The following is a 26,214-nucleotide window of genomic DNA, read 5'->3' as shown; positions in this document are numbered from 1 at the left end:
GCGGCTGGCTCGCCGCTCTGGGCGCGGTGGCACACGAAACGAATACGGAGATTCCGGCGTGATGGCGAGGCACGATAGAAACGACGAAATGAAGCCAACCGGCGACGGCGCGGCTTGGGAAGAAAACAGGGTGCTTCCGTTCATCGGGGAAATACTCGAATTCACTCCCAATGAATCGATTCTCGCCGAACGCTGGCTGACGCTGGAGGAGGACCTGCATCTGGCCGATCATGCCTTCGTCAGCGCCGCCGGAGTCAAACCGGTTTCCGCGTGCCTGCCGGTGGTGCCCATGACCCTCAGCCTGGAGATGCTGGCGGAAGCGGCGGCCTGCCTGGCGCCCGACTTGGGCCTCATCGGCTTCGAAGACGTAAAAGCCACGAGCTGGATCGAACTGGCCGACACGGACGCGCTGCGCCTGTCGATCTCGGCCAGGATGCTGGAATCGGACCCGCAGGATCGATACTGCCGGATCGGGGCCGCCATCCAGGCCGAAGGCCAGCGTGGCCCGGCCATCCAGGCCAAGGTCTTGTTCGCCGCCCATTACCGTCTCGAGCTGTCTCCGGACTTCACGGAGCTCGTGAATCCGCGCGTCCACCCTCGCGATGCGCAGGAAATCTACGCCGATCGCTATCTTTTCCACGGCCCCGTCTATCAACGTCTGACGGGGAAGATCGTCCTGGGCGACCGCGGGGCCTTAGGCGAACTGGCGGTCAGGGCGCCGGCGCATTTTTTCCGGTCCACCGACCGCCCCCAATTCCTGACCGACCCCGCATTGCTGGATGCCGTAGGCCAGTTGATCGGCATTTGGGCGATGGACCAGGAGCGTTACGTTTTCCCCATCGGCATCGGCAAAATGGAGTTCTACCGCCCGCCGCCGCCTGCCGGCACCAACGTCCCAGTGCGAGTCGAAATCACCCGGAACGAAGGCAAGACGCTGGATTGCGACGTCGAGATTCAGGACGGCGCCGGCGCGGTCTGGATGCGAATCAAGGACTGGAAAGACTGGAAATTCCGCTGGGACCGGCGGCTGGTCGACTTCCGCCGGATGCCGACCCGCTATCTCCTGAGCCGGCCGCTGGCGCTGCCGGAGCTTGGCCCGGACGCGGTCTGCTGCACGATATCGCCCGCCGAGATATCGGATTTCGATCCTCGCTTGCTGGCCTGCTTTTACCTGCACATGCAAGAGATGCCGGCATTCTCCGAAAAGAAGGGGCAAGCCCGCCGCCAGTTGCACTGGCTGCTAGGGCGCATCGCCGCAAAGGACGCCGTGCGTTCCTGGTGGGCGCGGAAGCAAGGGGCGTCCGACATGCTGCATCCCGCAGCGTTCGCCCTGCGGAACACCGAGGAAGGCCGGCCGGAAGTGATGTATTGGCCCACCGTTCCTGGCGCCGTTCCCGGCATCAGTATTTCGCATTGCGAGGCCGGTGCGATCGCCATGGCGCTGGACGAGCCGGTAGGCGTGGACATGGAAACGATCGGGGTTCGCGATCCGGATTTTCTCCGAACCATCGCAGTCAGCGCTGAAACCGCATTGCTGGAAGCCTTGGAGGGCGAATTCGCCAATAGGCCCGACGAGTGGACGACGCGCCTGTGGTGCGCCAAAGAGGCAGCGGGAAAGCTGCTCGGCCAGGGACTGAACGGTTCGCCCCGGAACTACCAACTGAAAGGCGTCAGCCCCGGAGGGGAGATGCATATCCTGCATGGTGAAAGCGGCCAGCTCATCGGGGTGCGCACCCTCAGACTCGAGAACTGCGTCGTCGCCTACTCGACCGCCGAGTCCCAACATGCCTCCTCGCCCAGCCGGCACGCATCCCCCCATAGGAAGCCCTTCCAATGAAGCAGCAGCACACCGTGCCCTTGGTAGAGCTCGACGAGGTCGGGAAGATCTACAGCCTCGGCGAAAGGACTATCACCGCGCTTCAAGCCGTCAGCCTCCACATCTATCCCGGCGAATTCGTCGCCGTCTGGGGACCGTCCGGGTCGGGCAAATCGACACTGTGCAACCTCATCGGGATGCTCGACGTCCCCTCCTCCGGCACGGTGCAGATTCTGGGGCAGGACGTGACCACGCTTCCCGACGGAAAACGCAGCGACATCCGTAACAAGACCATGGGATTCGTATTCCAGAGCTTCAACCTGATTCCGGTCCTGTCGGCCCTGGAGAACGTCATGCTGCCGTTGCAGATCGCCAAAGTCCCCGCGGCCCAAGCGAAAAGGCTCGCCAGGGAACGTCTCGCCGAAGTGGGTTTGTCCGACCACGAGTCGCAGCGGCCGGCCAAGCTGTCCGGTGGACAGCAGCAGCGGGTCGCCATCGCACGGGCGCTAGTCGCAAACCCGTCCCTGGTGATCGCGGACGAGCCCACCGCCAATCTGGACTCCGAAAACGCCATCAAGATCATCGAAACGATGCGGGAACTCAGCCGCCGGAACGGCACCACTTTCGTCTTTTCCACCCACGACCACCGCCTGCTCGAACGCGTGGAACGCCAACTGCAGATGTGCGACGGAAAAATCATCGACGACCGGCTCTCGGGACAGGCGGAATTCCTCCAACGAATCCAGGTGGCGCCGTGATGACATGGCTCAAGCTAGCGATCAGGAATCTTTTCCGCAACCAGCGCAGGTCGCTCTTCACCATCCTCGCCATCGCCCTCGGCTTTGCCGCGGTCAACGTGCTGGGAGGGTTCACCGACTACATCTTCAGTAATCTCGAAAATTCGTACATCCACGTTCAGGCCAATGGCCACCTCACGATATTCAAGCCCGGATTCCTGAAAGAAGGAAAACTCGACCCGACCCGTTACTTGTTGGACGAAGAGTCCACCCGGAGCGTCCAGGCAATCCTGCGTGATTACCCCGAGGTTCTGGTAGTGACCCCCCAACTGCATATTTCCGGCCTGCTCAGCAACGGCAAGGTTTCCACCATATTCCTGGCGTCGGGGCGCGTTCCTTCCGATATCCGCGTCATCAACAGCCACAGCCGCGGGCTGGCGAGCAAATTCAGACAATTCACCGGCAAACCCCTCGAAGACGACGTGATCTACGGCGTCGGATTGAGTCGAGGCCTGGCGGAACAGCTCAACCTGGACCTGGACGTCACCGCCGTAGCCATGGCACCGACGGTATCGGGACAGGTCAACGCACTCGATGCCCAGGTATTCCAGCTGTTCTCGGCGCCAATCGAAGCGCTGGACGACAAGCTCATGCTGGTCCCGCTCAAGTTCGCCCAAAGTCTTTACGACACGGACAGCGTCGACCGTCTCATCGTGCTGCTGCAAAACACCGCACAGACGGAACCCGTGAGAAAACGGCTGGTAAGAGACTTCGAGGCTCGCGGCCTGAATCTGGAAATCAAGACATGGAACGAGCTTTCCACCTTTTACGTGAAGGTGAAGCAAATGTTCGACATCATATTCCTGTTCACATTTTTGATCGTATTCACGATCGTGGTGATGAGCGTCATCAATACCGTGAGCATGGCGATCATGGAACGGACCCGGGAAATCGGCACACTGCGCGCGCTGGGGCTCAGGCGCGGCGGCATCGTCATATTATTTGCCGCAGAGAGCCTGATGCTCGGCCTTTTCGGCTCCGCCCTGGGCACGGTCCTCACCCTGTTGACCTGGTCGGGCATTGCCCTGTTCAAACCGACCTGGGTCCCTCCCATGATTACCGGGCGGGTACCTCTCGAAATCTACCTGGTGCCTGAATACATGGCGCTCAGCATCGTCCTGCTCGGTGTCCTGTCTCTCATGGCAGCGACGCTTCCGGCCAGGAAAGCGGCGCGGATGGAAATTGTCAGCGCGCTCGGGCATACCTGAAAGGCCAACAAAATGCATAACCTCTACATATCCATTCTGAGTATCGCCTCTCTATTATTCGCCACGGACGTCTATGCGGCCCAGAGCGTCCACGACATTCTCAAGAGGGCCGATGAATCACGGGGCAACGTCGTGGGCATTTCCTGGGAAGTGGTCATTGAATCGGTGGAAGCCCAGCGCACTACGGACACGATGGTGTATAACATCAAGGCCCGCGGATTCGATATATCCGGCCTGAGCCTGGAGCCGCCAAAATATAAAGGCAACAAAGTCCTCATGACAAACAACAACATGTGGTTCTATAAGCCGGGGTTGAGCAAGCCCATACCCATTGCCCAAAGACAAAAGCTTCTCGGTAACGCAGCGTACGGCGACATCGCCTCCACCAATTATGCCGAGGACTACGAACCCACCGTCTTGCCCGACGAAACCATCGAGGGTGAGGACTGCCACGTCTTCGACCTCAAGAGCAAGAACGATAAAACCACCTATGACAGAATCATGTACTGGGTGTCCAAGAAACGCCTCGTCGGCATCAAGGCAGACTATTACACGGTTTCCGGCAAGAAGTTCAAAACCGCCGACATGGAATTCAAAAATACGGTTAAAGTCGACGCGGCGACACGGCCGTTCATTTCAAAAATCACCATGCACGACACGCTCATAAATGAAAACGTAACCTATATGAGCATGAACAAACCGCAGCTGGAAGCGCTACCGGATTACATATTCAACCTTAACCTTTTCATGAAATGAAACACCATTGCTGGACTGTCTTTTCGTGCGCTGCCGCAATTTCGCTCGGCGCGGCCAATGCGAGTGACGAGCCGGTTTCGGCTTCCAGCCTTCCCGAACGGGAGTCTTTTTACGAAGAAATCGAGCGCGGATTCTACTCCCGGATTAACGTGCTGGCCTTCGGCATCACGCAGCAGCCCGCCAACCCTTCCGCCCTGAATCCGGACAACGTCCTCGGCATTTCCCGTTATCAGGCGGTGCTCAACCCGCGCATCGACCTCAATCTCGATTTCCGGCGGTTGGAGGTATCCGTAAAGGAGCGGTTCCTTTATGTTTGGCAGCGCTGGGAAGATGGCCTTCCTTCGGGCCGGGAAGACAGTACGGCGCAGTTCTACCTCAACGAAGGGTTTGCGCGTTATCGGCTACTCGATGACCTGTTCGTTTCCTTCGGCCGGGAAAACCTCCAGTGGGGACCTTCGGTGCTCCTCTCCTCGTCCAATCCATTCAACCCCCAGAACGGGCGAAACAATCCGCGCGTGGAAGTCCCCGGCCTCGACTATGCCCGCACGGTGTGGGTACCGGACTCGAACTGGTCGGTCTCGTTTATCGCCAACACCAGTCCGGGACGGCTCTTCAGCGCAAACGTCTTCGGTCTCGATCAGACCTCGTTCATCGGCCCTGCAACCAACGTCGAAGGCAGGCGCTTCGAACAGAGCTATGCCCTCAAGGCGGACTTTACGGGAGATGGAAAATATTTTTCGATAATTCCGACCTACCGGAACCAAAACGGGTATCAAGTCGGATTCTTCGGGGGCTGGAATGTGTCGGACGCGCTCCTTCTTTATTCCGAAGGTTCAGCAGGCGAGCAAAGGGATTTCGAGGTACAAGCCGGCACCTCGTATACCTTCGAGGAGGGCGAGACTATAAATATAGAATATTATCATAACGAAAATGGCTGTCTGCTCGATAACATCCGTGACTGCTTCACTACGCGCCAGATCACCTATCGAGACGTTTATTACAGACAGGATTACATGATGGGACAATTCACGGACAACAAGATAATCGGCGACTTGAACCTGAATCTCCGTTGGATCCACGACATCAACGACCAGTCAAATCAGATTATTGGAATATTCGAATATGAGGCAAACAGAAACACGCTGCTATACGTAATAGCAAACGGCTATACGGGCGGCTCGAAAAGCGAGTTCGGAAGCCTGCTCAACTACTCCCTGTTCGTCGGTGCCGGATACACGTTCTAGGTGCCGGATTCGGCCTGTCGACCCCATGACGGACAGATACTGAGAGCCGCCACCTGCCGGCCGAGGAGATCACTTTTACCATCATCGCAAGGATTGTAATATATATAAATATACAATCAAATACGCGCAAAAACCTTATCCGGGACCGACCAGCATAGGAAGCATAGCCTTAACAATCCTATATATATAGGATTTTACAAGTGCTCGGCAAAATTTCTATGAATAGTTTGCCTAAGTAAATAACTTATGGTACTCATGTCGCATTAGAACGACACAAGCAGCCAGTGCAATCCCCGTCCCAGGGTGATGCTATTCGCACTGATGACTGCCTCTCGAACACCATGGCCAGGCAGGCTGCGCCTGCAGCGAACAGCCGCCAGCCGGGAGGGGCGCCGGGGCAAGCAAAAAGCCCGGTTATTCAAGTCAGTTCGATGTGGGGTGTAAGTTTATGATCAAAATAAGCAATAAAGTGCGGGCGACCCTGCTCGTTAGCAGCCTCGGTATGTTCGGCTCCGGAACGGCAATGGCCGGACCGCTTGCCCAGGCAGCGGCGAATTCACTCAAGGCGTGGTGGGAAAACGAATATTTGAACACGACGCCCGCCGCGGAAACACCATTGTGGACCGTCAATCTGCGCACGCGGGCCAAGCCGGACGAATGCTACGACGGAACGCCCAGCCCTTTCACAGCCTCGAGCAACGGCATCTCGCCGGATTTGAGCGTTCTCGACGCCGACACCGGCCTTCCGGGCGGGGGCTTCGGATTTGAGGACACCTGCAACAGCAGCAAGCCAAAATTCAACGAAAACTACGTTTGGGGTGAGGTCAGGACCGGCAATGACGTCTGGTTCGGCACCATGGCCAATACCCAGTGCGTCATTACCGGCGGGACAAAGATCATCGTTCCGACTTCACCCGCGCCGGTTCCCCCGGGGCGCCTGAATCCTCTGTGCGAATTCGACCAGAGCTGGAACGCCGCAAACATGGGGCCCGGTTTCCAATACATCGCGGACTGGCGCGTCCCGCACATCCGGGTTTGGAGAAACGGCACCGGCGAACTGATCGAACCGGCGATTCCTGCCGGTGCGGACATGGACCGCCTGGAGGATACGTTGGGAATCCGTTTTGCCGGGAAGTTCGGCAACCGCGTCATCCTTGGAGGACCGACCATCGCGGGCTCTGTCGGACAGGCCGGAATCAACCTGTTCATCTTCGACAGCACGAATCGGCAATTCCTCAAGTCCTGCAATCTGCCGCAATACAACGACGTCCGTCGAGGAGTGACCGTACCGAGGAACGGGACGGACAATCAGTTCTACTTCACCGTCCGCACCGCCCCGGTCAACGGAAGCGGGGGCGGGAAAGGTGCGGTGGTACGCTGGAACCCGACTGCATCCAATCTCTGCCAGTTCAGTCAGGTGGGCAATCTCGACAACATGGGGGGAGAAATCCTCCAGTTCGGCAACCAGCTGGTCGTCGGCACCTGGATCAATTTTTCGCGCGGCCCAGGGAGCCAGTCATTCCAGCTCCCTGTGGCGGCAGGGCTGTATGTAAGCCCCACGCTTCCTACCGGCGGACTCTCTTCCTTCAATCAGAACGGATGGAAAAAAGCCTGGACGATAACCACCAACTGGGAACCCGATTACGTTGCCGGACTCTCGGAAACGCTGGGCGCCATGGCGGTATACCAGAACTGGCTCTATTTCGGCCTCATGATGCAGCCGAACATCGTGGAAATCGTCGCCGGACAGCTTCATTCGACCGGTCTCTACAACTTCGATGCCGACAACGACGGTGCTTACGATCAAAGCGACATGCTGGCTGTGCGCCGGGGAGCTTCACGGCCGGCGGCGCTGTTCCGCGCCCAAGGTCTCGGCCTCAGGACCCAAAAGGTCGAAGTCCTGTACGGCAACCGGTACCTGCCCGTTTACAATCGGCAGTCGCGCACTTACACCGCCCCTCCAACGGGCGGAGATACCGCGCATAGCAACAAGATAAACGCCGCGTCTAAATGGGGCAAAGCTGGCTTCGACTGTCTGGGCACCTTCTACATATGGAGCGCAACGGTGTCGGCAAATACCCTGTTTTTCGGCACCGCCTCCTCTGCTAATGCCTTCCAATTCACCAACAGCAATCCCGGTGATAGCGCGTGGGCCGATTTCAACGAGGCCAACTGCCAAGAGGGGGGAGACCTGATGCGCTTCGACAACGCCTCAAGCGCAGCCAAAGCAGAAAGCCGGACAGGACTGGGCAACCCCAATAACAACTTCCGCAACATGCAACCCGGAACCAGCGGTCCGATCGTCGGAACGGCCAATGCGTCGAATGTTCTCTTCGATCCGGCTGATCCGCCCGGTGGCTGGGAGCTCATCGAGCTCACGAAGCCCTAACCCGGCGGCTGGGGTAGATGCCGGGCCACGTTTCTGAGCCGTGGCCCGGCATCCTCCTCCCGGAATGATCAGCCTTGATCGACCGGAATCCAGGCATGCCGGTATCCCGGCACTGGAACCGCCGCCCTTGCGCTCAGCAATTGCGGACTTCACCGCGCAAAAGGGTCGCATGACCGTCAAGACTGAATGTCGATTCCTGTAACGCCGGGCCAACCGGATAGACAACGATAGACACACGGTCGGATGACCTCGCCCATGGCGAGCCACCCACCTGAAGTGACCACCGGAGAACGACTCCGGCTTATTTGGCGAAGCTCGACGTGAGGAGTAAGTATATGAAATGGGCAAACGACATATCGCGGGCAGCCCTGCTCGCTGGCAGTCTGAGCATGCTGGGCACCGGACCCGCGGCCGCGGGTCCGCAGGCCCAGGCTGCCGCCGCTGCGCTGAAGAACTGGTGGGAAAACGAATACCTGAACACCACACCGGCCCCTGAGGCGCCATTATGGACGGCACACCTGAGAACTCGCTCAAAGCCGGACGAGTGCTACGACGGCAATCCGAATGCAAATCCTTATATCCCTGCCACCCATCCCCTCGCGCTGAACCTGAATCCCCTCGATGCCGACACGGGTATTCCCTTGAACGGACATACCTACGCCGAAACCTGCAGCCAGGGAAAACCAAAGTTCAACGAAGCCTATGCCTGGGGAGAGGTCAGAGCCGGAAACGACGTCTGGTTCGGCACCATGTCGAACACAGGATGCGTCATTCAAGGCGGAACGAAAGTTCTCGTCCCCACATCTCCCGATCCGACTCCCCCCGGCCTGTCCTATCTGCTTATCAACCAGGTTTGCGAATACAACCAGAGTTGGAATGCGGGCAACATGCCGCCGGGATACGAGCACATGGCGGACTGGCGGATGCCGCATATACGGGTATGGGACAATGCGAACGGCGCGCTGATCGAGCCTGTGATTCCGGCCGGCGTGCACGCGGACCGTCTGGAGAATACCTTGGGAATACGCTTTGCCGGAAAATTTGGCAATCGCGTGGCCTTGGGTGGCCCGACCATAGCGGGCTCGGTGGGCAAGCAGGGAATCAACCTGTTCATATTCGACGCCACCAGCCGCTCGTTCCTGGGATCCTGCAATCTGCCACAATACAACGACATCCGGCGAGGCGTCGCCGTCCAGAAAAACGGCGCCGACAACCAATTCTATTTCACCGTGCGGACCGCACCGGCGGCCAACGGCAGCGGCGGCGGCAAGGGAGCGGTGGTGAGGTGGAACCCTTCCCAGTCGAATCTCTGCCAGTTTTCGCAAGTGGGCAACCTGGACAACATGGGCTCGGAAATCCTCCAGCTCGGAAACCAGCTCGTCGTCGGCACCTGGATCAATTTTGCTCCCAATACGACGAGCAGCATTCCGACTTTCCAGTTACCACCGACCACCGGACTGTATGTGAGTCCGATCATTCCTATGAACGGTTTAACCGCGATCAATCAGAGTGGCTGGAAGAAGGTGTGGAATATCTCGACGAACTGGGAGCCCGATACCATCGCAGGCATGGCAGATCTGATCGGCGCGATGGCCGTCTATAAGGGCTGGCTATATTTTGGCCTGATGATGCAGCCCGGCACGGTTGACCAAGTGGGCCAGATACTGCATTCCCGCGGATACCTCAACCTCGATGCCGACAATGACGGCACGCTTGACGAAGACGACATGACGGCCCTGCGCCGTGGCGCCTCCCGGCCGCCAGCGCTGTTCCGGGCCCAGAACCTCGGTGCCAGATCGCAGAAAGTAGAAGTTCTTTACGGCAACCGTTACCTCCCCGTTTACAACCGGGACTCGCGCACCTACACCGCGCCGCCGGCAAACGGCGACACCGCGCACAGCAACAAGATGCGCGCCGCGTCGAAGTGGGGCAAGGCCGGTTTCGATTGCCTGGGCACTTTCTATATGTGGAGCGCCCTTACGATGGGGAATACCCTGTTTTTTGGCACTGCGGGGCTCAGTTCGGCCTTTCTGTTCACCGACAGCCTCCCCGGCCAAGGCAACGCCTGGGCCAACTTCAACTACGCCAACTGCCCTGACGGTGGCGACCTCATGCGTTTCGACAACGATACCAGCGCAGCCAAGGCCGAAAGCCGAACCGGCCTGGGCAATCGGAACAATCTCTTCAGAAACATGCAGCCCGGCAATACCGGCCCCATCGTCGGAACTGCCAACAACTCCAACCTATCGACGAACCCGCCCGGCGGATGGGAGCTCATCGAGCTGACAAAGCCCTGAGGTCGATTCGTCTCATTGGGATGCCGTGCTCACCGACCACGGTGAGCACGGCGGCTTTTGACCGAACACATGCAATCGCGTCCAATAACTACTAATTGAAACTTGATGATCCCGGCAACCACTGAATATGTAAGACACCAGCAGCGATCCCTACGCCAAAACCGCCATAGTTAACCTGACTTGCGACAATACCGCTTTTCCGTGACATACATGCACGCAAAAGGCCGGTTCACTGTCTACACCTAGTGGAGTGCCACCAATTGAAGACCGCCAATTCAATATTGGTCACAGGAGCAACTGGAATCCTTGGTGCCAGAATCGTAAAAGAACTGCTGGACAAGACCAACTGCAAGATATATTGCCTGGTCCGCGCCGCCTCGGAACATGAAGGCATGGCAAGGATACGCACCGCAATCGGTATATATGGAGAAGAGTGTTTAGATGAGCGCATGCAGGGCCGCGTTACCGCGGTTCCTGGCGACGTGCAGCAGCCTGGATTAGGCATAGATCCCGCCCCGTCCCGCATGCTGTCGGTGGACCGTGTCATACACTCCGCGGCCTCGGTCAACCTGATTGCGCTATACCACTCCCTTCGAAAGCCAAACGTAGTGGCAACCGAGAATGTAGCGAAGTTCAGCGCGCAGCTACAGGCCCCGGTCATTCATGTCTCTACCCATGGGATCTTTGGAACGAAAGCGTTTGAGCGCGATGCCGTATTCAAGGAAACCGACCTCGACATCGGCCAGGAATTCCGGTTTTTCTATTATGCGAAGTCCAAATTCGACGCCGAGAAAATCGTAAAAAGCTATGCTGACGCGGGGCTGCCAACGATCATCGTTCGCCCCGGAGATATTTTTGGCGACAGCCAATCCGGTGCTTATCCATTGCGGGCTAGGCGGGATGCGGATGTCTTCTACGACATATTCAAGACAGCAATAGATCTAGGCGTTGCACCTTTTAACGATGACCACTTCGATCTCACGCCTGTCAACTATGTCGCACAGGCCATCGTTGCATTGATGCTAGATCCAGAATGCTATGGAAAAACATTCCACCTCACCAACCCAGACCGCAAGAAATATTACCAGATAATAAATTATCTCGTAGAATACGGCTATAGAATCCGGTTCGTCCATTTTTCAGAATATCTGGGGCTAATCAAGAAAGGCATCTTCACGAACAACGGCAAGAAATACACGTCGAAGTTCACATCTCTCACCGAATATTTTTCCAGTCTTTTCGACGGAAAGTCGCTTTGCGGAACCTTCGATACCACTTATACGCGGTCGGTCCTTAGTCGGAAAGGAATTCAATGTCCACAAGCGAATTTTGAATTAATCAAGACCTACCTGGATTACGCCATCGACGAGGGCTTCATTCCACCGCCATCAAGCCAGATCCTAGTGAACTATGAGCCGCGAACGGCTCCGACTATACGAATCCCCGGCCTGTCCAGGTTGAGAAAGATATGACCGGGACATCTCATCTTCAGGCACCGCACTTATGAGATCCAAGTCGGAACCCCCTGAGAGCCCGAAAAATACGGTAGCCTGGTATACGCCCCCCATATGGCTGGGTATGACCCTCTCGGGTTGGGCCCGAATGCTGGCCTATAATCGCTTCTCGGTAGACTCTCGCCATATTCCATGGGCGGTATTGGTTACGCTGACCGCACTCTTGGGCGTTCCGATCAACATCCTGCACGACTTACGCTGGGGGGGGCGAATACGCCGCACCGAAATCGAACATTCGCCCTTGTTCGTCATCGGACATTGGCGGTCGGGGACGACATGGCTGCATGAACTCCTCACGCTCGATGACTTCCATACCTATCCGAATACCTACCAATGTTTTCTGCCTAGCCGCTTTCTTCTTTCCGAGCATTTCCATACCCATAGCCTCAGATCTATCTTCGACGCCATGCTGCCGAAAAAGCGGCCTTTCGACAATGTCGAAGTCGGATGGACACGGCCCCAGGAGGACGAGTTTGCATTGTGCAACCTGGGAATACCCTCCCCTTATCAAAAAATCGCTTTCCCGAGACGGGACCCCTACCCCGAGTATTTCGACCTGAGCCGGCTCGAGCCCGAGCAACTCCGGAAATGGGAAGACGCTTTCGTCCGGTTCCTCAGGCAGCTTACGCTTCGAGATCCCAGACGCATCGTCCTGAAATCGCCCACTCATACCTTCCGGATCAAAACGTTGCTCAATCTGTTTCCAGGCGCAAAGTTTGTCCATATCGTGCGTGACCCTTATGTCACCTTTTATTCCACCTTGCGCATGTGGACATCCTTGTACGAGACCACCGGACTGCAAAAAGCGGGGGATACGGACGATCTTGAGCCTTACGTATTCCGGAATTTCATTCAAATGCATGAACGGCTCGACGAAGCCCGCCCCCTGCTCGGCGCCTCCCAGTTCCATGAGCTGCGTTATGAGGATCTGGTGCGCGATCCCGTAGCGCAAATGCGGGCGCTCTATGGGCAACTGCAGTTGGGCGATATGGAACGCGTCGTCCCCAATTTAGAACGATATCTGTCGGAATCGGCGGACTACAAGACGAACAGTTATGAAATTGCGCCGGCCTCGCGCGATAAAATCAGGCAGCAGTGGGGCCATATCATTGATCGGTATGGTTATTGACTTTGTTGGCCAGGAAGTCAAGGCAGGACATACCCCACTCCACAAAGCCGAGCTTGACAATAACTCGGAGGCAGCGCACTGTGCATCCTCACCCGATCGCCAATCCGTATATCCTGGGAGAATGCCGTGAGTAATGGATCGGCTCCCTATAATATCCTGATGATCTATCCGCGGTTCAATGCGGAATCGTTCTGGAATTACCCGGAAGCCTGCGAACTCGTGGGTGCGCGCTATCCGGCCGCCCCGCTCGGGCTGATCACCGTCGCCGCTCTGCTGCCTGCGGAGTGGGCGATCCGTCTGGTCGACCGCAACACCGAGGAGTTGCAGGACGAGGACTTTGCCTGGGCGGACCTCGTCATGACCGGAGGCATGATCACCCAGCAGCCCGACACCCTCGATCTGATTCGGCGCGCTCATGGCATGGACAAACCGGTAGCCGTCGGCGGCCCCGATCCGACTTCAAGTCCGCACGTTTACGACTCGGCGGATTTCAAGGTGCTCGGGGAAGCCGAGGGGGTCATGGGGGAGTTCGTCGAGGCCTGGACCAGTGGGCGGCGTTCGGGCGTGTTCACTGCTCCCAAGTTCCAGATCGACGTGACCAAGACGCCGGTCCCTCGCTTCGATTTGCTTAAGCGCGAGAATTATCTGTACGTGGGCCTGCAGTTTTCCCGTGGCTGCCCTTTCACCTGCGAGTTCTGCGACATCATCGAGCTGTACGGCCGAGTACCGCGTGCCAAAACAACCGCCCAGGTACTGGCGGAACTCGAAGCGCTCTATGCGCTCGGCTACCGCGGTCACGTGGATTTCGTCGACGACAACCTCATCGGCAACAAGAAACTGGTGAAAGCCTTCCTCGCGGAACTCAGGGGCTGGCAGGAGTCCCATGGCTTTCCCTTTGAGTTTTCGACGGAAGCCTCGATCAACCTCGCCGAAGATACCGAGCTTCTCGCCTTGCTGAAGCAGGCGAATTTTTTCCTTATTTTCATCGGCATCGAGAGCCCGGACCCGGACACCCTCATTGCGACCAAGAAAAGGCAGAACACCCGCCGGAACATGGTCGACAGCATCCGGACGATCTATTCCTATGGCATGGCGGTTACCGCCGGTTTCATCGTCGGATTCGACAGCGAAAAGAGTTCGGTCGCCGATGCCATGGCGGATTTCATAGAAGCCGCCGCGATTCCCGTATGCATGGTCGGCCTCTTGTACGCCCTGCCGAACACCCAACTCACCCGCCGGCTGGAACGCGAAGGGCGCCTTCATCCGGGCCATGACATCATGTCGACCGGCGATCAGTGCAGCGGGGGGTTGAACTTCGACACCCTGCGGCCTTTGCGTGACGTCCTGGGCGATTACCGGCGCATTCTGCTCAGGATTTACGATCCCGCAGCCTATGCCAACAGGATCAACCGGCTGGTCGCCATGCTGGACAGGTCCGGCCGTCCGCCGGATTTGCCCGAAGGCGACAGCCGGCGAAAAGCGGCCAGTGTAGAAACCGTGCGGAAGACGTTCGGGGAAGTACCGGAACTGCGCGATGTGTTCTGGCCGACATTCCTGAACTGCGCAAAAGCGAACCCGTCGGCGTTACGCTACGTCGTCATGCTCATGGCAATGTACCTCCACCTCGGCCCCTATTCGCGCTATGTCATCGGGACCATCGATCGGCGGCTCGAGGAACTCGATCGGGAAGTCCAGGCCAAAAGGCAGCTTCGTTACAAATCGAGCCTGCTGACCCGGGTTTGAATTCACGCCGGCGGGTCCCCCGTCAAACGTCCTCCCCCAGAAATCCGCCGCTCTGGTGTGCCCAAAGGCGGGCGTACAGACCGCCCTCGGCCAGCAGATGCCGGTGACTGCCCTCTTCCACGATCCTTCCCTGATCCAGGACGACGATCCGGTCCATGGCGGCAAGCGTGGAGAGGCGGTGCGCGATCGCCACGACGGTCTTGCCTTGCATCAGGCGGTACAGGCTCGATTGGATGGCGACCTCCACTTCCGAATCGAGCGCACTGGTGGCTTCGTCCAGGATCAGGATCGGCGCGTCCTTGAGCATCACCCGGGCGATGGCGATACGCTGGCGTTGGCCGCCGGAGAGCTTGACCCCGCGTTCGCCGACGTGGGCGTCATAGCCCCTGCGCCCTTGGGGATCGGCAAGGCCGAGGATGAAGCCGTGGGCTTCGGCCTTTTCCGCGGCGGCAACCATGGCGGCATCGTCGGCGTCCGGCCTGCCGTAGGCGAGGTTGTCTCGCACCGACCGGTGCAGCAGCGAGGTGTCCTGGGTCACCATGCCAATCTGCGCCCGCAGGCTGTCCTGCGTGACCTGCGCGATGTCCTGCCCGTCGATCAGGATGCGGCCACCCTCGGCATCGTAGAACCGCAGCAACAGGTTGACCAGGGTGGACTTCCCCGCTCCGGAGCGGCCGACCAGGCCGATCTTTTCGCCGGGGCGTATGTGCAGCGAGAAGTCCCGGAACACCGGCGCGCCGCCGCCATAAGCGAAATCGGCGGATTCGAAGCGGATATCGCCCCGGCTCACCCGGAGCGGCCCCGCACCGGGGCGGTCGGTCACCGTGTGGCCTTTCGACAAGGTGTTCATGCCATCCTGCACGGTGCCGACGTGCTCGAACAGGGCGGCCATCTCCCACATCACCCAATGGGAAATGCCATTGAGGCGCAAGGCCATCGCCGTGGCCGCAGCGACCGCCCCGATTCCCACCATGCCCTGAGTCCACAGCCACAGCGCCGCGCCAGCCGTGCTGGCGATCAGCAGCATGCTGAGGGCATGGTTGACGATCTCGAAAGCGCTGATCAGGCGGCTCTGCCGATACACCGTGGCGAGGAACTCGTTCATCGCGCCGCGGGCATACTCGGCCTCGCGCCGTGCATGAGAGAACAGCTTGACCGTGGCGATGTTGGTATAGGCGTCGGTGATGCGCCCTGTCATCAGCGAGCGCGCATCCGCCTGCCGGGCCGCCACCCGCCCCAGCCGAGGCACGAAGAACCGGAGCATCGCGAGATACAGCAGCACCCAGCCCAGGAACGGGAGGAGCAGCAGACGGTCGAACCCGGCGGCCACCAGGCTCATGGTCGTGAAATAGATGACGACGAAGACCAGCATGTCGGTGACGATGAGCACGGTGTCGCGTACGGCGAGCGCAGTCTGCATCACCTTGGCGGCCACCCGGCCGGCAAACTCGTCCTGGTAGAAGCTCATGCTCTGGCCCAGCATCAGCCGGTGGAAATTCCAGCGCAGCCGCATCGGGAAGTTCCCGGCCAGCGTCTGGTGCTTGATCATCGTCTGCAGCGCGATGACCAGGGGACTGGCCAACAGCACGCCCGCCAGCAGAGCCAAGCGGTCCCTTTCGTCGGTCCAGAACCGGTCCGGCGGAATTTGGCTGAGCCAGTCGACGATGTTCCCCAGCATGCTGAACAACATCGCTTCGAACACGCCGATGCCGGCCGTCAGCAGCATCATGCCAGCGATGAACCCGCGCAGCCCCGCCGTACAAGCCCAGATGAAGGCAAACAGACCTTGGGGCGGATGCGGCGGGACGGCATCGGGAAAGGGGCGGAGCAACTTTTCGAAGACGCGTAGCAAAGGAGTTTTCTCGAGAAAAGGTATTCGGGAACGGCTGAAGCGGGTTGGATTGAGCTCCCGCAGAATTTGGGCCATCCCCCGGCGGCTTCACGACCGGGGGCCGCCGAGCAACCGGAATTTCGTGCCGGGCGTTACCTGCGAGCCGAGAGGAAAAACCAGCCTGAAAGACCGGCCGATATCGGAACCGCCACCCAAGAGCACCAGACGGGCACGGACCAGGCACCAATCACCAGTTCCCAGCCGGCGAGCGCGCGAAACAGGTGCAGCCCGGACACAAGTGCAAACAGGACGGCCCCCGTGATCAAGGGCGCTCTACCCCGCTCTCCCTCGGAGCGGTCTCCCACTGTTGCTTCCAAGTCCTGCGGCCCACCAGCACCCGCCTCGGCCGTGGAACGCTTCGACGCCCGTTTACGGGCCTTGTCGAGCGCACGGGCCTTCTCACTCTGCTGTTTCTTGTAGAGCGCAATGCCCTGGGCGACTCCCTGAGCTATAAGCTTGGTCTGCTCCTTGGTCTGGCCGGGTCTCTGGATACTGCGAGCGACGCGCAACGCGTCCTCCTGAATGAGGGCATCCGAGGGAGTCGGGGCCTGCGATTTGGCTCGGGATTTCGGCATGGGAATTCTGCAAGGCGAAAAACGGTGGGGCTCTCGGATTGAGGGCAGGGAATTAGTGTCCCATTCGGCAGGTAAGGGTTCAATGCGTCTCGGCCCGCGCTCACCTCCCAGAGCTGCCGCGCCAGCAGCAAAGGTGCTTTTGAGCTGTTGCCGGAACACCAGGGAGGTCAGCCTCCGCGACAGTTTATCTCGGGTTGCTCTAACGCCCCCAATGGCATGATCCCTGCTGTGTACCTTCGCATGCACACAAGAGGGAGCCATGGCGGTGAATGCGCTAAAACCGAGCCTGACGGCCATGGGGCAAGACCCCATTGAAAGGCTACGGGAATGACGAACGCCACCACGGTTGAGACCGACCTCCTCGTCATCGGCGGCGGCACTGCCGGCCCTCTGGCCGCGATCAAGGCCAGGCAGGCCAATCCTGCGCTAAGGGTCCTGTTGCTGGAAAAGGCGCACGTCAAGCGTAGCGGCGCGATCAGCATGGGCATGGACGGGCTCAACAATGCGGTAGTCCCCGGCTTCGCGACGCCGGAGCAGTATGTCCGGGAAATCACCATTGCCAATGACGGCATCGTCAACCAGAAGACCCTGCTGGCTTATGCCGAACGCAGCTTCGGCATGATCGAGGAACTGGACCGCTGGGGCGTCAAATTCAAGAAGACCGCGGCCGGCGGCTATGACGTGAAGAAGGTCCATCCCGTGGGAACCTACGTGCTGCCCATGCCGGAGGGGCACAACGTCAAGAAGATCTTGTATCGGCAGCTCAAACGGCACGGCGTGGACACCACGAATCGCTACATGGCGACGCGACTGCTCACCGAGGACGGCCGCATCGCCGGAGCCGCCGCATTGAATACCCGCAGCGGTGAATTCACGGTCATCCGCGCCAAGGCGGTGATCCTCTGCACCGGCGCAGCGGGACGCTTGGGCCTGCCGGCATCGGGCTACCTGTTCGGCACCTACGAGAATCCCACCAACGCCGGCGACGGCTACAGCATGGCCTACCACGCCGGAGCGGAGCTGAGCGGGATCGAGTGTTTCCAGATCAATCCGCTGATCAAGGACTATAACGGCCCGGCCTGCGCCTACGTGACGGGTCCGCTGGGCGGCTATACAGCGAATGCACTGGGACACCGCTTCATCAACAGCGACTACTGGAGCGGCCAGATGATGCTGGAGTTCTACCAGGAATTGCAGAGCGGCAACGGCCCGGTTTTCCTCAAGCTGAACCACTTGGCGGAGGAAACCGTCCAGGAAATCGAACGGGTCCTGCACGGCAACGAACGCCCCAGCCGCGGGCGTTTCCACGTGCGGCGCGGCAACGACTACCGGGAGCGCATGGTGGAGATGCATATCTCCGAGATCGGCTTGTGCAGCGGCCACAGCGCCTCCGGGGTTTGGGTGGACGAACGCGCCCGAACCACCGTTCCCGGACTCTACGCCGCCGGCGACCTGGCCTGCGTCCCACACAACTACATGCTGGGTGCCTTCGTCTACGGCGCCATCGCAGGGGAAAACGCCGCCGAATACTGCGGCTCGGTGACGCTGGCCGAGCCTGACCAGGCCCAGGTCGATGCGGAACGAACTCGCGCCTTGGCGCCTTTGTCTCGCGGCGACGGCATTCCGCCGAACCAGATGGAATACAAGCTGAGGCGGATGGTGAACGACTACCTGCAGCCGCCCAAGGTCACCCGGAAAATGGAAATCGGCCTGCAGCGCTTCGGCGAAATCCGCGAAGACCTGGAACTTCTGTACGCCCGTGATCCCCATGAACTGATGCGCGCGCTGGAGGTCCACTTCATCCTGGACTGCGCGGAGATGGCGGCGCGCGCCTCGCTGTACCGGGCCGAAAGCCGTTGGGGACTGTACCACTGGCGGGTGGATCATCCCCAGACCGACAACGACGACTGGTTCGTCCACGTCCAGCTGCACAAGGACGCAAATGGCGAGATGACCTGCTTCAAACGGCCGGTCGAACCCTATCTGTTCGAGCAGGATTCCCGGACGCGGCACGCCTTCGACGGCCTGCGCATCGAAACCGAACCCACAGCCTGAAACCATGCCGACCGCCGCGACCCCCGTCCAGCTCCCCGTTTCCATCGACCCCGCCCGCTGCATCGCCGACAAGGGCTGCACCGTCTGCATCGACGTGTGTCCGCTCGACGTACTGCGGCTCGATCCGGCCACCGGCAAGGCGCACATGCAATACGACGAATGCTGGTATTGCCTGCCCTGCGAGACGGACTGCCCAACGGGCGCGGTCCGGGTGGCCATTCCCTATCTGCTGAGATAACGCCTCCTCGTCGATTTACGCCGTTTTACTGCGCACACCTCGGAACGCCTACGGAAACATGTCCATCATCAGCCATCTGCATCACATCTCGCTCCTGGTTTCCGACCTGGAGGCAAGCCGCCGTTTCTATGAAGGCGTACTGGAATTGACGCCCAAGAACGACCGTCCCGAGTTCGACTACGACGGCATCTGGTACGACGTCGGCCGGCAGCAAATCCATTTGATGGTGCTGCCGAATCCCGATCTCGACGCGGAACGCCCCCCGCACGGCGGACTGGACCGCCACCTGGCGCTGGCGGTGGCCGAATGGGACGTGCTGCAAAGACGGCTGGAACACGCGCGCATCCCCTATACCCGAAGCCGTTCCGGCCGGAAGGCCCTGTTTTGCCGCGACCCGGACGGGAACGCGCTGGAATTGATCGGCTGACGGCGCACCTGTCATCGGGTCTCTGAATGAACTGGACAGACCTCACTTACCTGTCGGCGACCGAACTGTCGGACAGAATCCGCCGCAAAGTCATCTCGCCGGTGGAGGTCGTCTCCGCCGTTTTCGCCCGCATCCATGCCGTCAATCCGGCGATCAATGCCTATTGCACCCTCGACGAGGAACAGGCGCTGGCCCAGGCGAAGGAAGCCGAGCGCGTTTTGGTCCGGAACGACGCGGCCCTGGGACCGCTGCACGGCGTGCCGTTTTCCGTCAAGGATTTGGTCCTCACCCGCGGCGTGCGGACGATGCGCGGCTCTCGGCTGTTCGAGGGCTTCGTGCCCGACTGCGATGCCCCCGCGGTGGAGCGCCTGAAACGCGCCGGCGCCATCCTGCTGGGCAAGACCGCGACGCCGGAACTGGGATTCAAGGGCGTGACCGAATCGCCGGTGAGCGGCATTAGCCGCAACCCCTGGAATGTCGAACGGACGCCCGGAGGTTCCTCCGGCGGCGCCGCGGCCGCAGTGGCAGCGGGCCTCGGCCCCCTGGCCCTGGGCACCGACGGCGGCGGCTCGATCCGGGCCCCGGCCGCGTTCTGCGGAATATTCGGACTGAAACCTTCGTTTGGGCGGGTGCCCTCCTGGCCGCCGGCGCCGGTTCCGTCCCTGCTGCACGTCGGACCAATGAGCCGCAGCGTCCGGGACGCCGCCCTGATGCTGAACGTCATCGCAGGTCCCGATCACCGCGACCTCAACACCCTGCCCGCCTCCTGGACCGATTTCCTCGATGCCTGCGCCGGCGGCGCCAGAGGGCTGCGCGTCGCCTGGAGCCGGACCATCGACGGCGCACCGGTAGACCCCGAAGTGGCGCGCCTGGCCGAAGCCGCGGCGCGGGTCTTCGCCGACGAACTCGGTGCCCGGGTCGAACCGGTCGAATTGGAGTTGGGCATTTCTCCCGACTTGAGCCGCATCTTTTGGCTCTGCGGCATCGGCGCCTACCTGGAAAACGCCTTGCCTGAGCAGGAAGACCTGCTCGACCCGGATCTGGCACGCCGTATCGAACACCGTGGAACCATTACCGGCATCGAATACGCTCGGGCGCTGAAGCGTAAAACCGAAGTCGCCGAGCGGGCGCACGCCTTCTTCGCCCGCTACGACCTGCTGCTCACTCCCACCCTGCCTCTGGCCGCCTTTCCCGCAGACAGCGAGGCGCCCACCGAAATCGGCGGGCGCCCGCTCGGCCCCGGCGGCTTCTCTCCGTTCACCCTGCCCTTCAACCTGACCGGCCAGCCCGCCGCCTCCGTACCCTGCGGCTTCACCTCCGACGGCCTGCCGGTAGGGCTGCAAATCGTCGGGCAGCGCTTCGACGACGCTACGGTTCTGCGCGCCTCGGCCGCCTTCGAAGCCGCACGGCCTTGGCGCCATCATCGCCCGAATCTGGCGGAATATCCGGGATGAGCACATTCGACGAATACTTCAACCGGCTGAGCCACCCCGACGCCGCAGTACGGCGTCTGGCCATCCTGGCCCTGGCGGAATCGGGGGAAGTTACCCTCGTGCCCAGGCTGGCGGAGATGCTGCGCGACCCGGACCCGGAGGTGCGGCTGGAAACCGCAAGGGCCCTGGAAGAATTCGAGGGCGCCGAGGTCGTCGATGCCTTGCTCGCGGCCCTGGCCGATGCCGATCCGTCGGTCAAAGCCGAAGCGGCCGGAGCGCTGGAGGGGAAAGCTGACGCAGCGTCGCTGCCCCGCTTCTTGGAGGGGCTGGAGACCTCCGATGCCTTCGTTCGCAGCGCCATCCTCCGGGCGGTCACGCCATTGTGCTCGACGACGGCGCTAACTCCGGCGCTCGCGGCATTGGGCGATGGAGACGCTATGGTGCGGCTTGCGGCCATCGGCGTACTCGGCCAATTGCCCGGCGATTCCGCAGTGCCCCCATTGATGACGGCGACTCGCGACGAAAGCCACGAAGTGCGGCGGGCCGCAGTCGATGCCCTGGCGATCCGAGGGATTGCGATCCCGGACGCGCTCGCCGATCCCGAATGGCAGGTCAGGCGGGACGCCGCCGAAGCCGTCGGACGAACCAAGGACTTCGACAACGCCAAAGCCCTGTTGGCCGCCTTGGACGACGGCTACTGGCAGGTCGTCCAAGAAGCCGTCCGGAGCCTCGGCCGGATCGGAGACGTTCGCGCCGTTCCGGCTTTAGGTAGACTGCTGCTCGAACACCCGGAAAGCAACGTGCGCAAGGAAGCCGCGGCGGCGCTGGGGACACTCGCCCCGGACACTGCCTCGGTTTTCCTGCGGCAGGCGCTGGACGACCCGGATGCCGACGTCCGCAAGCTGGCGCGCCGGGCACTGGAGAATCCCGCCCCCAAGAGCCGGGGATGAACGGCGATCCCATCATTTCCGGCTGCAACGGTGCGCTTGGGGACAGCTAGTGCATCGGACCACCGCCGGCTCGACCGGTTCCCCCGGACCCGAGCGGCGACGAGCAGGAGCCGCGGCCTACATCGTCTTTTTCAGCAGCGGCCTCAGCGCGTCGAGCGAACGGGTATTCAGCACGTCGCCCTGCTCCAGCCAGCCGCGCCGCGCCTGGCCGACACCGAAGCGGAGGTGGTCGAAATCCAGCACGCTGTGGGCATCGGAGTTGATGCTGACCAGCACCCCTTCGGCCTTGGCCGCCTGGCAATAGGTGTCGAGCAGATCGAGCCGCTCGGGGTGAGCGTTCAGCTCCAGGTAGCAGCCCCGTTCCTTCGCCTTGCGGATGATGCGCGGCATGTCCACGTCGTAAGGCTCGCGCCGCTCGATGAGCCTGCCGCTGGGATGGGCCAGCAGGGTGAAATGCGGGTGATCCATGGCCTTCAGGATGCGCTCGGTCTGCCTGGCGCGCGACAGCTCGAAGCGGCTGTGGACCGCCCCGACCACCAGATCCAGCCGCCCCAGCAACTCGTCGGGCAGGTCCAGCCGGCCGTCTTCCAGTATGTCGACTTCGATGCCCTTGAGCAGGGTGATGCCCCGCAGCTCGCCGTTGAGCCGGTCGATCTCGTCGATCTGCTGTGTCAGTCGCAGCGGGTCGAGACCGTGGGCAACGGTCAGCCGGCGCGAATGCTCGGTGATGGCCAGGTATTCGAAGCCCCGCTGCCGGGCGGCTTCGGCCATTTCCCGCGAGCTGTTGTGGCCATCCGTGGCCCGTGTGTGGACGTGGAGATCGCCTCTCAGGTCGCCCAATTCCACCAGTTGCGGCAAGCGCCCTGCCCTGGCCGCCTCGATCTCGCCCCGGTCCTCCCTCAGCTCCGCCGGGATGAAGGGCAGCCCCACCGCCCGGAACACCGATTCCTCGGTCTCGCCGCCGATGCGCTTCTTCCCCTCGAACACCCCATATTCGTTGATCTTCAGCCCCCGCTCCTGCCCCAGCCGGCGGATGGCGATGTTGTGCGCCTTGCTGCCGGTGAAGTAGTGCAGCGCCGCGCCGTAACTTTCCGGCGCGACCACCCGGAGATCGACCTGCAGCTTGCAGCCGAGCACGACGCTGCCCCGGGTCGGGCCGTGCGAGAGCACCTCCGCCACCTCGTCGTAGGCGGTGAAGCGCTCCATCACCGGGCTGTCCGGCCCGGCGGTGACCAGGATGTCGATATCGCCCACGGTCTCCCGCGCCCGGCGGTAGCTGCCCGCCACCACCGCCCGGTGCACGCCGGGCACGGCGCGCAGCCAGGCGGCCAGCGGCTCGGCGTACTGGGCGGCGGTGGCCAGCTTGAAACGTCCCGGCCCGCCGGCCCGAGCGGCCAGGGCTTCGGCGATGCGGCTTTCCGTCTTGTCGCCGAAGCCGGCCAGGGACCGGACGCGGTGATCGCGGACCGCGCGCTGCAGCTGCTCGACGGTATGGATGTCGAGTTCATGGTAAAGCGCCTTCACCCGTTTCGGCCCCAATCCGGGGATCTTGAGCAGTTCGGTGATGGCCGGCGGCAGCTTCCTGTGGAGCTTGTCCAGCGCCGCGCACCGGCCGGTCTCGGCGATCTCCCGTATTTTGCCGGCGAGGTCGTCGCCGATGCCGGGCAGCTCGGTCAGATCCTCGCCCTTGTGCAGCATGGTCCGCACGTCCCGACCCAGCTCCTGCAGGGTGCGCGCGGCGTTGCGGTAGGCCCGCACCCGGAACACGTTGGCGCCCTCGATCTCCAGCAGGTCGGCGATTTCTTCGAAGATCGCGGCAATATCGGCATTATGGATGGGCATGGCACGCTCCCGCTGGCATTCCACGGATTCTGACGAGGCCGGTCCCGTTCTCCGCCGACCGGACATCCACCCGCGCCAGCCCGAAGCGCTCCACGACCCAGGCATGGGTGGTCAGGTGCGGACTGATGCGCTCGACGCTGAACAAAGACTCCTCCGGGCACAAGGCGGCGGGCAGGACGATCTGGTCGGCCAGATGCTGCTCCAGGGCCGCGCCGGAACGATAGTGGGCCAGCAGCGCTACACAGGCTTCCTCGGCGACCCGTTCGGCAGGCTTGCCTCTTTGTCCCAGCGCAGTGAAGCCGGCCAGGCAATGATCGTAGCGGGCGGTCAGGAACAGGCCTGCACCGGCACAGGCCGCTGGCAGCACGGCCGGTTCAATGGCGGCGGCAATGCCCGCTTCGGCCAGGAACGCCTGGGCTCGGGCGGCCATGCGTTCCGGAATGTGGGCCGGCAGGTTCGCCGCCAGGGCGCGCCCCGTGACCGATTGCAGGACGCCGCGGTCCTCCACGCGCAAGGCTCCCAGAGTTCGCAGGGCACCTTTCACCGTCAGCGCTACCTCCCCCTTGCCGACGGGATACCAGCCGGACCGGATCAGCGACAGCGCGGCCTGCAGGCCCATGCGGGCCAGAGTCGGCAGCCAGACGTCGCGGACGTAGTCGAAAGGCGGGCTCATCGGCACGTGGGTGCCGCCGCTCAGGCTGACCGTCGAGATGCCCTCGGCCAGGGCCAGCGGCGGCAGAACCGTCTGCAGCACCAGCATCACTGCGCCCGCGCTGCCGCCCTCGCGGGCCTCACCTACGTCCAGCGCATAATCCCCCGCCCGGACGGGCCTGCACGGGACGAACTCCAGTGTCTGCGAGCCGAGCTCGGCGCCCTCGATCCGGGCGTCGCAGAGCATGGCCGCCGCCCTCACGGCGGTGAGATGCTGCGCCGCCAGCCCTGGCTTCCGGCGGCGGGCACGGATCTTCTCCAGGCGCACCGCCCTGCCGGTCAATGCCGCCAGGCTCAAGGCGCTGCGAAGAATCTGCCCGCCGCCTTCGCCGTGAGAACCGTCGATGCGGAGCAATGCCACGTCATTCCCGTTCCGGCCCCGGCCGGTACTCGCCTTCGCCGGTCAGCGGCACGAAAGCCACGGGCAGCACGCTGCAGGTCTCGATTTCGCCCTGGACGTTCTTGTCGACCGTCATCAACTCCTGGTGGTGGTAAGGCAGGCCGACCGGAATCACCATGCGCCCCCCCGGTTTGAGCTGTTCGATCAAAAGCTCGGGAAAGTACGGCGCCGCCGCGGTGACGATGATGCCGTCGTAGGGCGCGTGCTCGGACCAGCCGAAATACCCGTCGCCGATGCGGACTTCCACATTGCGGTAGCCGAGCTTTTTCAGCCTGTCAGCCGCCAGTTCGCCCAGTTCCGGAATGATCTCGACCGTATAGACCCGCTTCACCAGCCGCGACAGGACCGCCGCCTGATAACCGGAACCGGCGCCGATTTCGAGGATGACCGAGTCTTCCCTCGGATTCAGCAAATCGGTCATCAGCGCGACGATGAAGGGCTGGGAGATGGTCTGGCCGCAGCCGATGGGAACCGGACCGTTGTCGAAAGCGAACGGCACCCGGTCGGCAGGCACGAAGCGATTCCGCGGAACCTTGCGCATGGCTTTCATCACGCCGGGCGACAGCACGCTGCGGCCGGTGAGATGGCGCGTCAGCGAGACCTCTGCCTCGAGGTCTCGCATCATCTGGGACAGACTCATCGCCCATACCTCGCATCAGGCGGGAACAAGTCTGGACAATATACCCTTTTCGCTCTGACTGGGCGGTCGGAGGCCTGTTTGAAACCCCGGCCAACGACGGGGCCGCCTTGAGCCATCATCAGCCGGCGCCCGAGGCGTCAAACCGGATCGAAAACGCAA

The 26,214-nt window shown here is 61.4% G+C and carries 20 protein-coding genes; 15 read left to right on the top strand and 5 right to left on the bottom strand.

The genetic code is table 11. From position 1 onward, the window contains the following. Positions 1–88: 88 nt before the first annotated feature. The 10 genes from OOT43_RS19305 to OOT43_RS19260 all read left to right on the top strand — a co-directional run bounded on the left by OOT43_RS19305 (position 89) and on the right by OOT43_RS19260 (position 14,893). The gene (locus OOT43_RS19305) at positions 89–1,837 is read left to right on the top strand and encodes a polyketide synthase dehydratase domain-containing protein (protein WP_266022312.1); all 1,749 of its coding nucleotides are present in this window, start codon (positions 89–91) and stop codon (positions 1,835–1,837) included. Continuing rightward, a complete protein-coding gene (locus OOT43_RS19300) occupies positions 1,834–2,574 on the top strand; it encodes an ABC transporter ATP-binding protein (protein ID WP_266022311.1) in 741 nt (246 codons plus the stop codon). The genes OOT43_RS19305 and OOT43_RS19300 overlap by 4 nt, the downstream gene beginning before the upstream one ends. Then, a complete protein-coding gene (locus tag OOT43_RS19295) occupies positions 2,574–3,821 on the top strand; it encodes an ABC transporter permease (protein WP_266022310.1) in 1,248 nt (415 codons plus the stop codon). Before OOT43_RS19300 ends, OOT43_RS19295 begins: the two co-directional genes overlap by 1 nt. A gap of 12 nt (positions 3,822–3,833) precedes the next feature. Beyond that, positions 3,834–4,577 (top strand): outer membrane lipoprotein-sorting protein, encoded by a 744-nt coding sequence (locus OOT43_RS19290; RefSeq protein ID WP_266022309.1) that lies wholly within the window; start codon positions 3,834–3,836, stop codon positions 4,575–4,577. After that, a complete protein-coding gene (locus OOT43_RS19285; protein WP_266022308.1) occupies positions 4,574–5,821 on the top strand; it encodes a hypothetical protein in 1,248 nt (415 codons plus the stop codon). Before OOT43_RS19290 ends, OOT43_RS19285 begins: the two co-directional genes overlap by 4 nt. A 469-nt stretch (positions 5,822–6,290) precedes the next feature. Further along, positions 6,291–8,210: a hypothetical protein gene (locus tag OOT43_RS19280; RefSeq protein WP_266022307.1), complete on the top strand. Its 1,920-nt coding sequence runs from the start codon at positions 6,291–6,293 to the stop codon at positions 8,208–8,210. Positions 8,211–8,545: 335 nt separating this feature from the next. Beyond that, positions 8,546–10,507, top strand: coding sequence for a hypothetical protein (locus OOT43_RS19275; protein ID WP_266022306.1), 1,962 nt, complete (start codon positions 8,546–8,548; stop codon positions 10,505–10,507). 260 nt (positions 10,508–10,767) lie between these two features. Next, complete coding sequence (locus OOT43_RS19270; RefSeq protein WP_266022305.1) at positions 10,768–11,979, top strand: thioester reductase domain-containing protein; 1,212 nt, start codon at positions 10,768–10,770, stop codon at positions 11,977–11,979. Positions 11,980–12,109: 130 nt separating this feature from the next. Then, positions 12,110–13,150, top strand: a complete 1,041-nt coding sequence (locus OOT43_RS19265) for a sulfotransferase family protein (protein ID WP_266022304.1) — start codon at positions 12,110–12,112, stop codon at positions 13,148–13,150. A gap of 126 nt (positions 13,151–13,276) precedes the next feature. Further along, complete coding sequence (locus tag OOT43_RS19260) at positions 13,277–14,893, top strand: B12-binding domain-containing radical SAM protein (protein ID WP_266022303.1); 1,617 nt, start codon at positions 13,277–13,279, stop codon at positions 14,891–14,893. Positions 14,894–14,915: 22 nt separating this feature from the next. Here the strand turns inward: OOT43_RS19260 and OOT43_RS19255 are convergent, their stop codons facing one another. After that, on the bottom strand, positions 14,916–16,745 hold the full coding sequence (locus tag OOT43_RS19255) for an ABC transporter ATP-binding protein (protein WP_266022302.1): 1,830 nt from the start codon (positions 16,743–16,745) through the stop codon (positions 14,916–14,918). A 131-nt stretch (positions 16,746–16,876) separates the two neighbouring features. Beyond that, a complete protein-coding gene (locus tag OOT43_RS19250; protein WP_266022301.1) occupies positions 16,877–17,359 on the bottom strand; it encodes a DUF2956 domain-containing protein in 483 nt (160 codons plus the stop codon). Positions 17,360–17,686: 327 nt separating this feature from the next. Here OOT43_RS19250 and OOT43_RS19245 point away from each other — a divergent pair, with 327 nt between their 5' ends. From OOT43_RS19245 to OOT43_RS19225, 5 genes are read left to right on the top strand one after another with little or no spacing between them, the layout of a single operon-like run. After that, positions 17,687–19,414, top strand: a complete 1,728-nt coding sequence (locus OOT43_RS19245; protein ID WP_266022300.1) for a fumarate reductase/succinate dehydrogenase flavoprotein subunit — start codon at positions 17,687–17,689, stop codon at positions 19,412–19,414. Between the two features lie 4 nt (positions 19,415–19,418). Continuing rightward, positions 19,419–19,652 (top strand): 4Fe-4S dicluster domain-containing protein, encoded by a 234-nt coding sequence (locus OOT43_RS19240; protein WP_266022298.1) that lies wholly within the window; start codon positions 19,419–19,421, stop codon positions 19,650–19,652. Positions 19,653–19,710: 58 nt separating this feature from the next. Beyond that, positions 19,711–20,079: a VOC family protein gene (locus OOT43_RS19235; RefSeq protein WP_266022297.1), complete on the top strand. Its 369-nt coding sequence runs from the start codon at positions 19,711–19,713 to the stop codon at positions 20,077–20,079. Between the two features lie 26 nt (positions 20,080–20,105). Then, positions 20,106–21,533: an amidase gene (locus OOT43_RS19230; protein ID WP_266022296.1), complete on the top strand. Its 1,428-nt coding sequence runs from the start codon at positions 20,106–20,108 to the stop codon at positions 21,531–21,533. Next, entirely contained in the window at positions 21,530–22,462 is a 933-nt protein-coding gene (locus OOT43_RS19225) for a HEAT repeat domain-containing protein (protein WP_266022295.1), read from the top strand. Before OOT43_RS19230 ends, OOT43_RS19225 begins: the two co-directional genes overlap by 4 nt. A 117-nt stretch (positions 22,463–22,579) precedes the next feature. Here OOT43_RS19225 and polX read toward each other — a convergent pair whose 3' ends face one another. From polX to OOT43_RS19210, 3 genes are read right to left on the bottom strand one after another with little or no spacing between them, the layout of a single operon-like run. Further along, positions 22,580–24,304 carry a DNA polymerase/3'-5' exonuclease PolX gene (gene polX / locus OOT43_RS19220; protein ID WP_266022294.1) on the bottom strand — a complete coding sequence of 575 codons (1,725 nt, stop codon included), beginning with the start codon at positions 24,302–24,304 and terminating at the stop codon, positions 22,580–22,582. Then, complete coding sequence (gene rtcA / locus OOT43_RS19215; RefSeq protein WP_266022293.1) at positions 24,291–25,376, bottom strand: RNA 3'-terminal phosphate cyclase; 1,086 nt, start codon at positions 25,374–25,376, stop codon at positions 24,291–24,293. The genes polX and rtcA overlap by 14 nt, the downstream gene beginning before the upstream one ends. A gap of 1 nt (position 25,377) precedes the next feature. Then, positions 25,378–26,055 (bottom strand): protein-L-isoaspartate(D-aspartate) O-methyltransferase, encoded by a 678-nt coding sequence (locus OOT43_RS19210; RefSeq protein WP_266022292.1) that lies wholly within the window; start codon positions 26,053–26,055, stop codon positions 25,378–25,380. Positions 26,056–26,214: the final 159 nt, after the last annotated feature.

This window comes from Methylococcus mesophilus (genome assembly GCF_026247885.1).
GTDB lineage: Bacteria > Pseudomonadota > Gammaproteobacteria > Methylococcales > Methylococcaceae > Methylococcus > Methylococcus mesophilus.
This window is presented reverse-complemented; position numbering and strand designations above follow the sequence as displayed.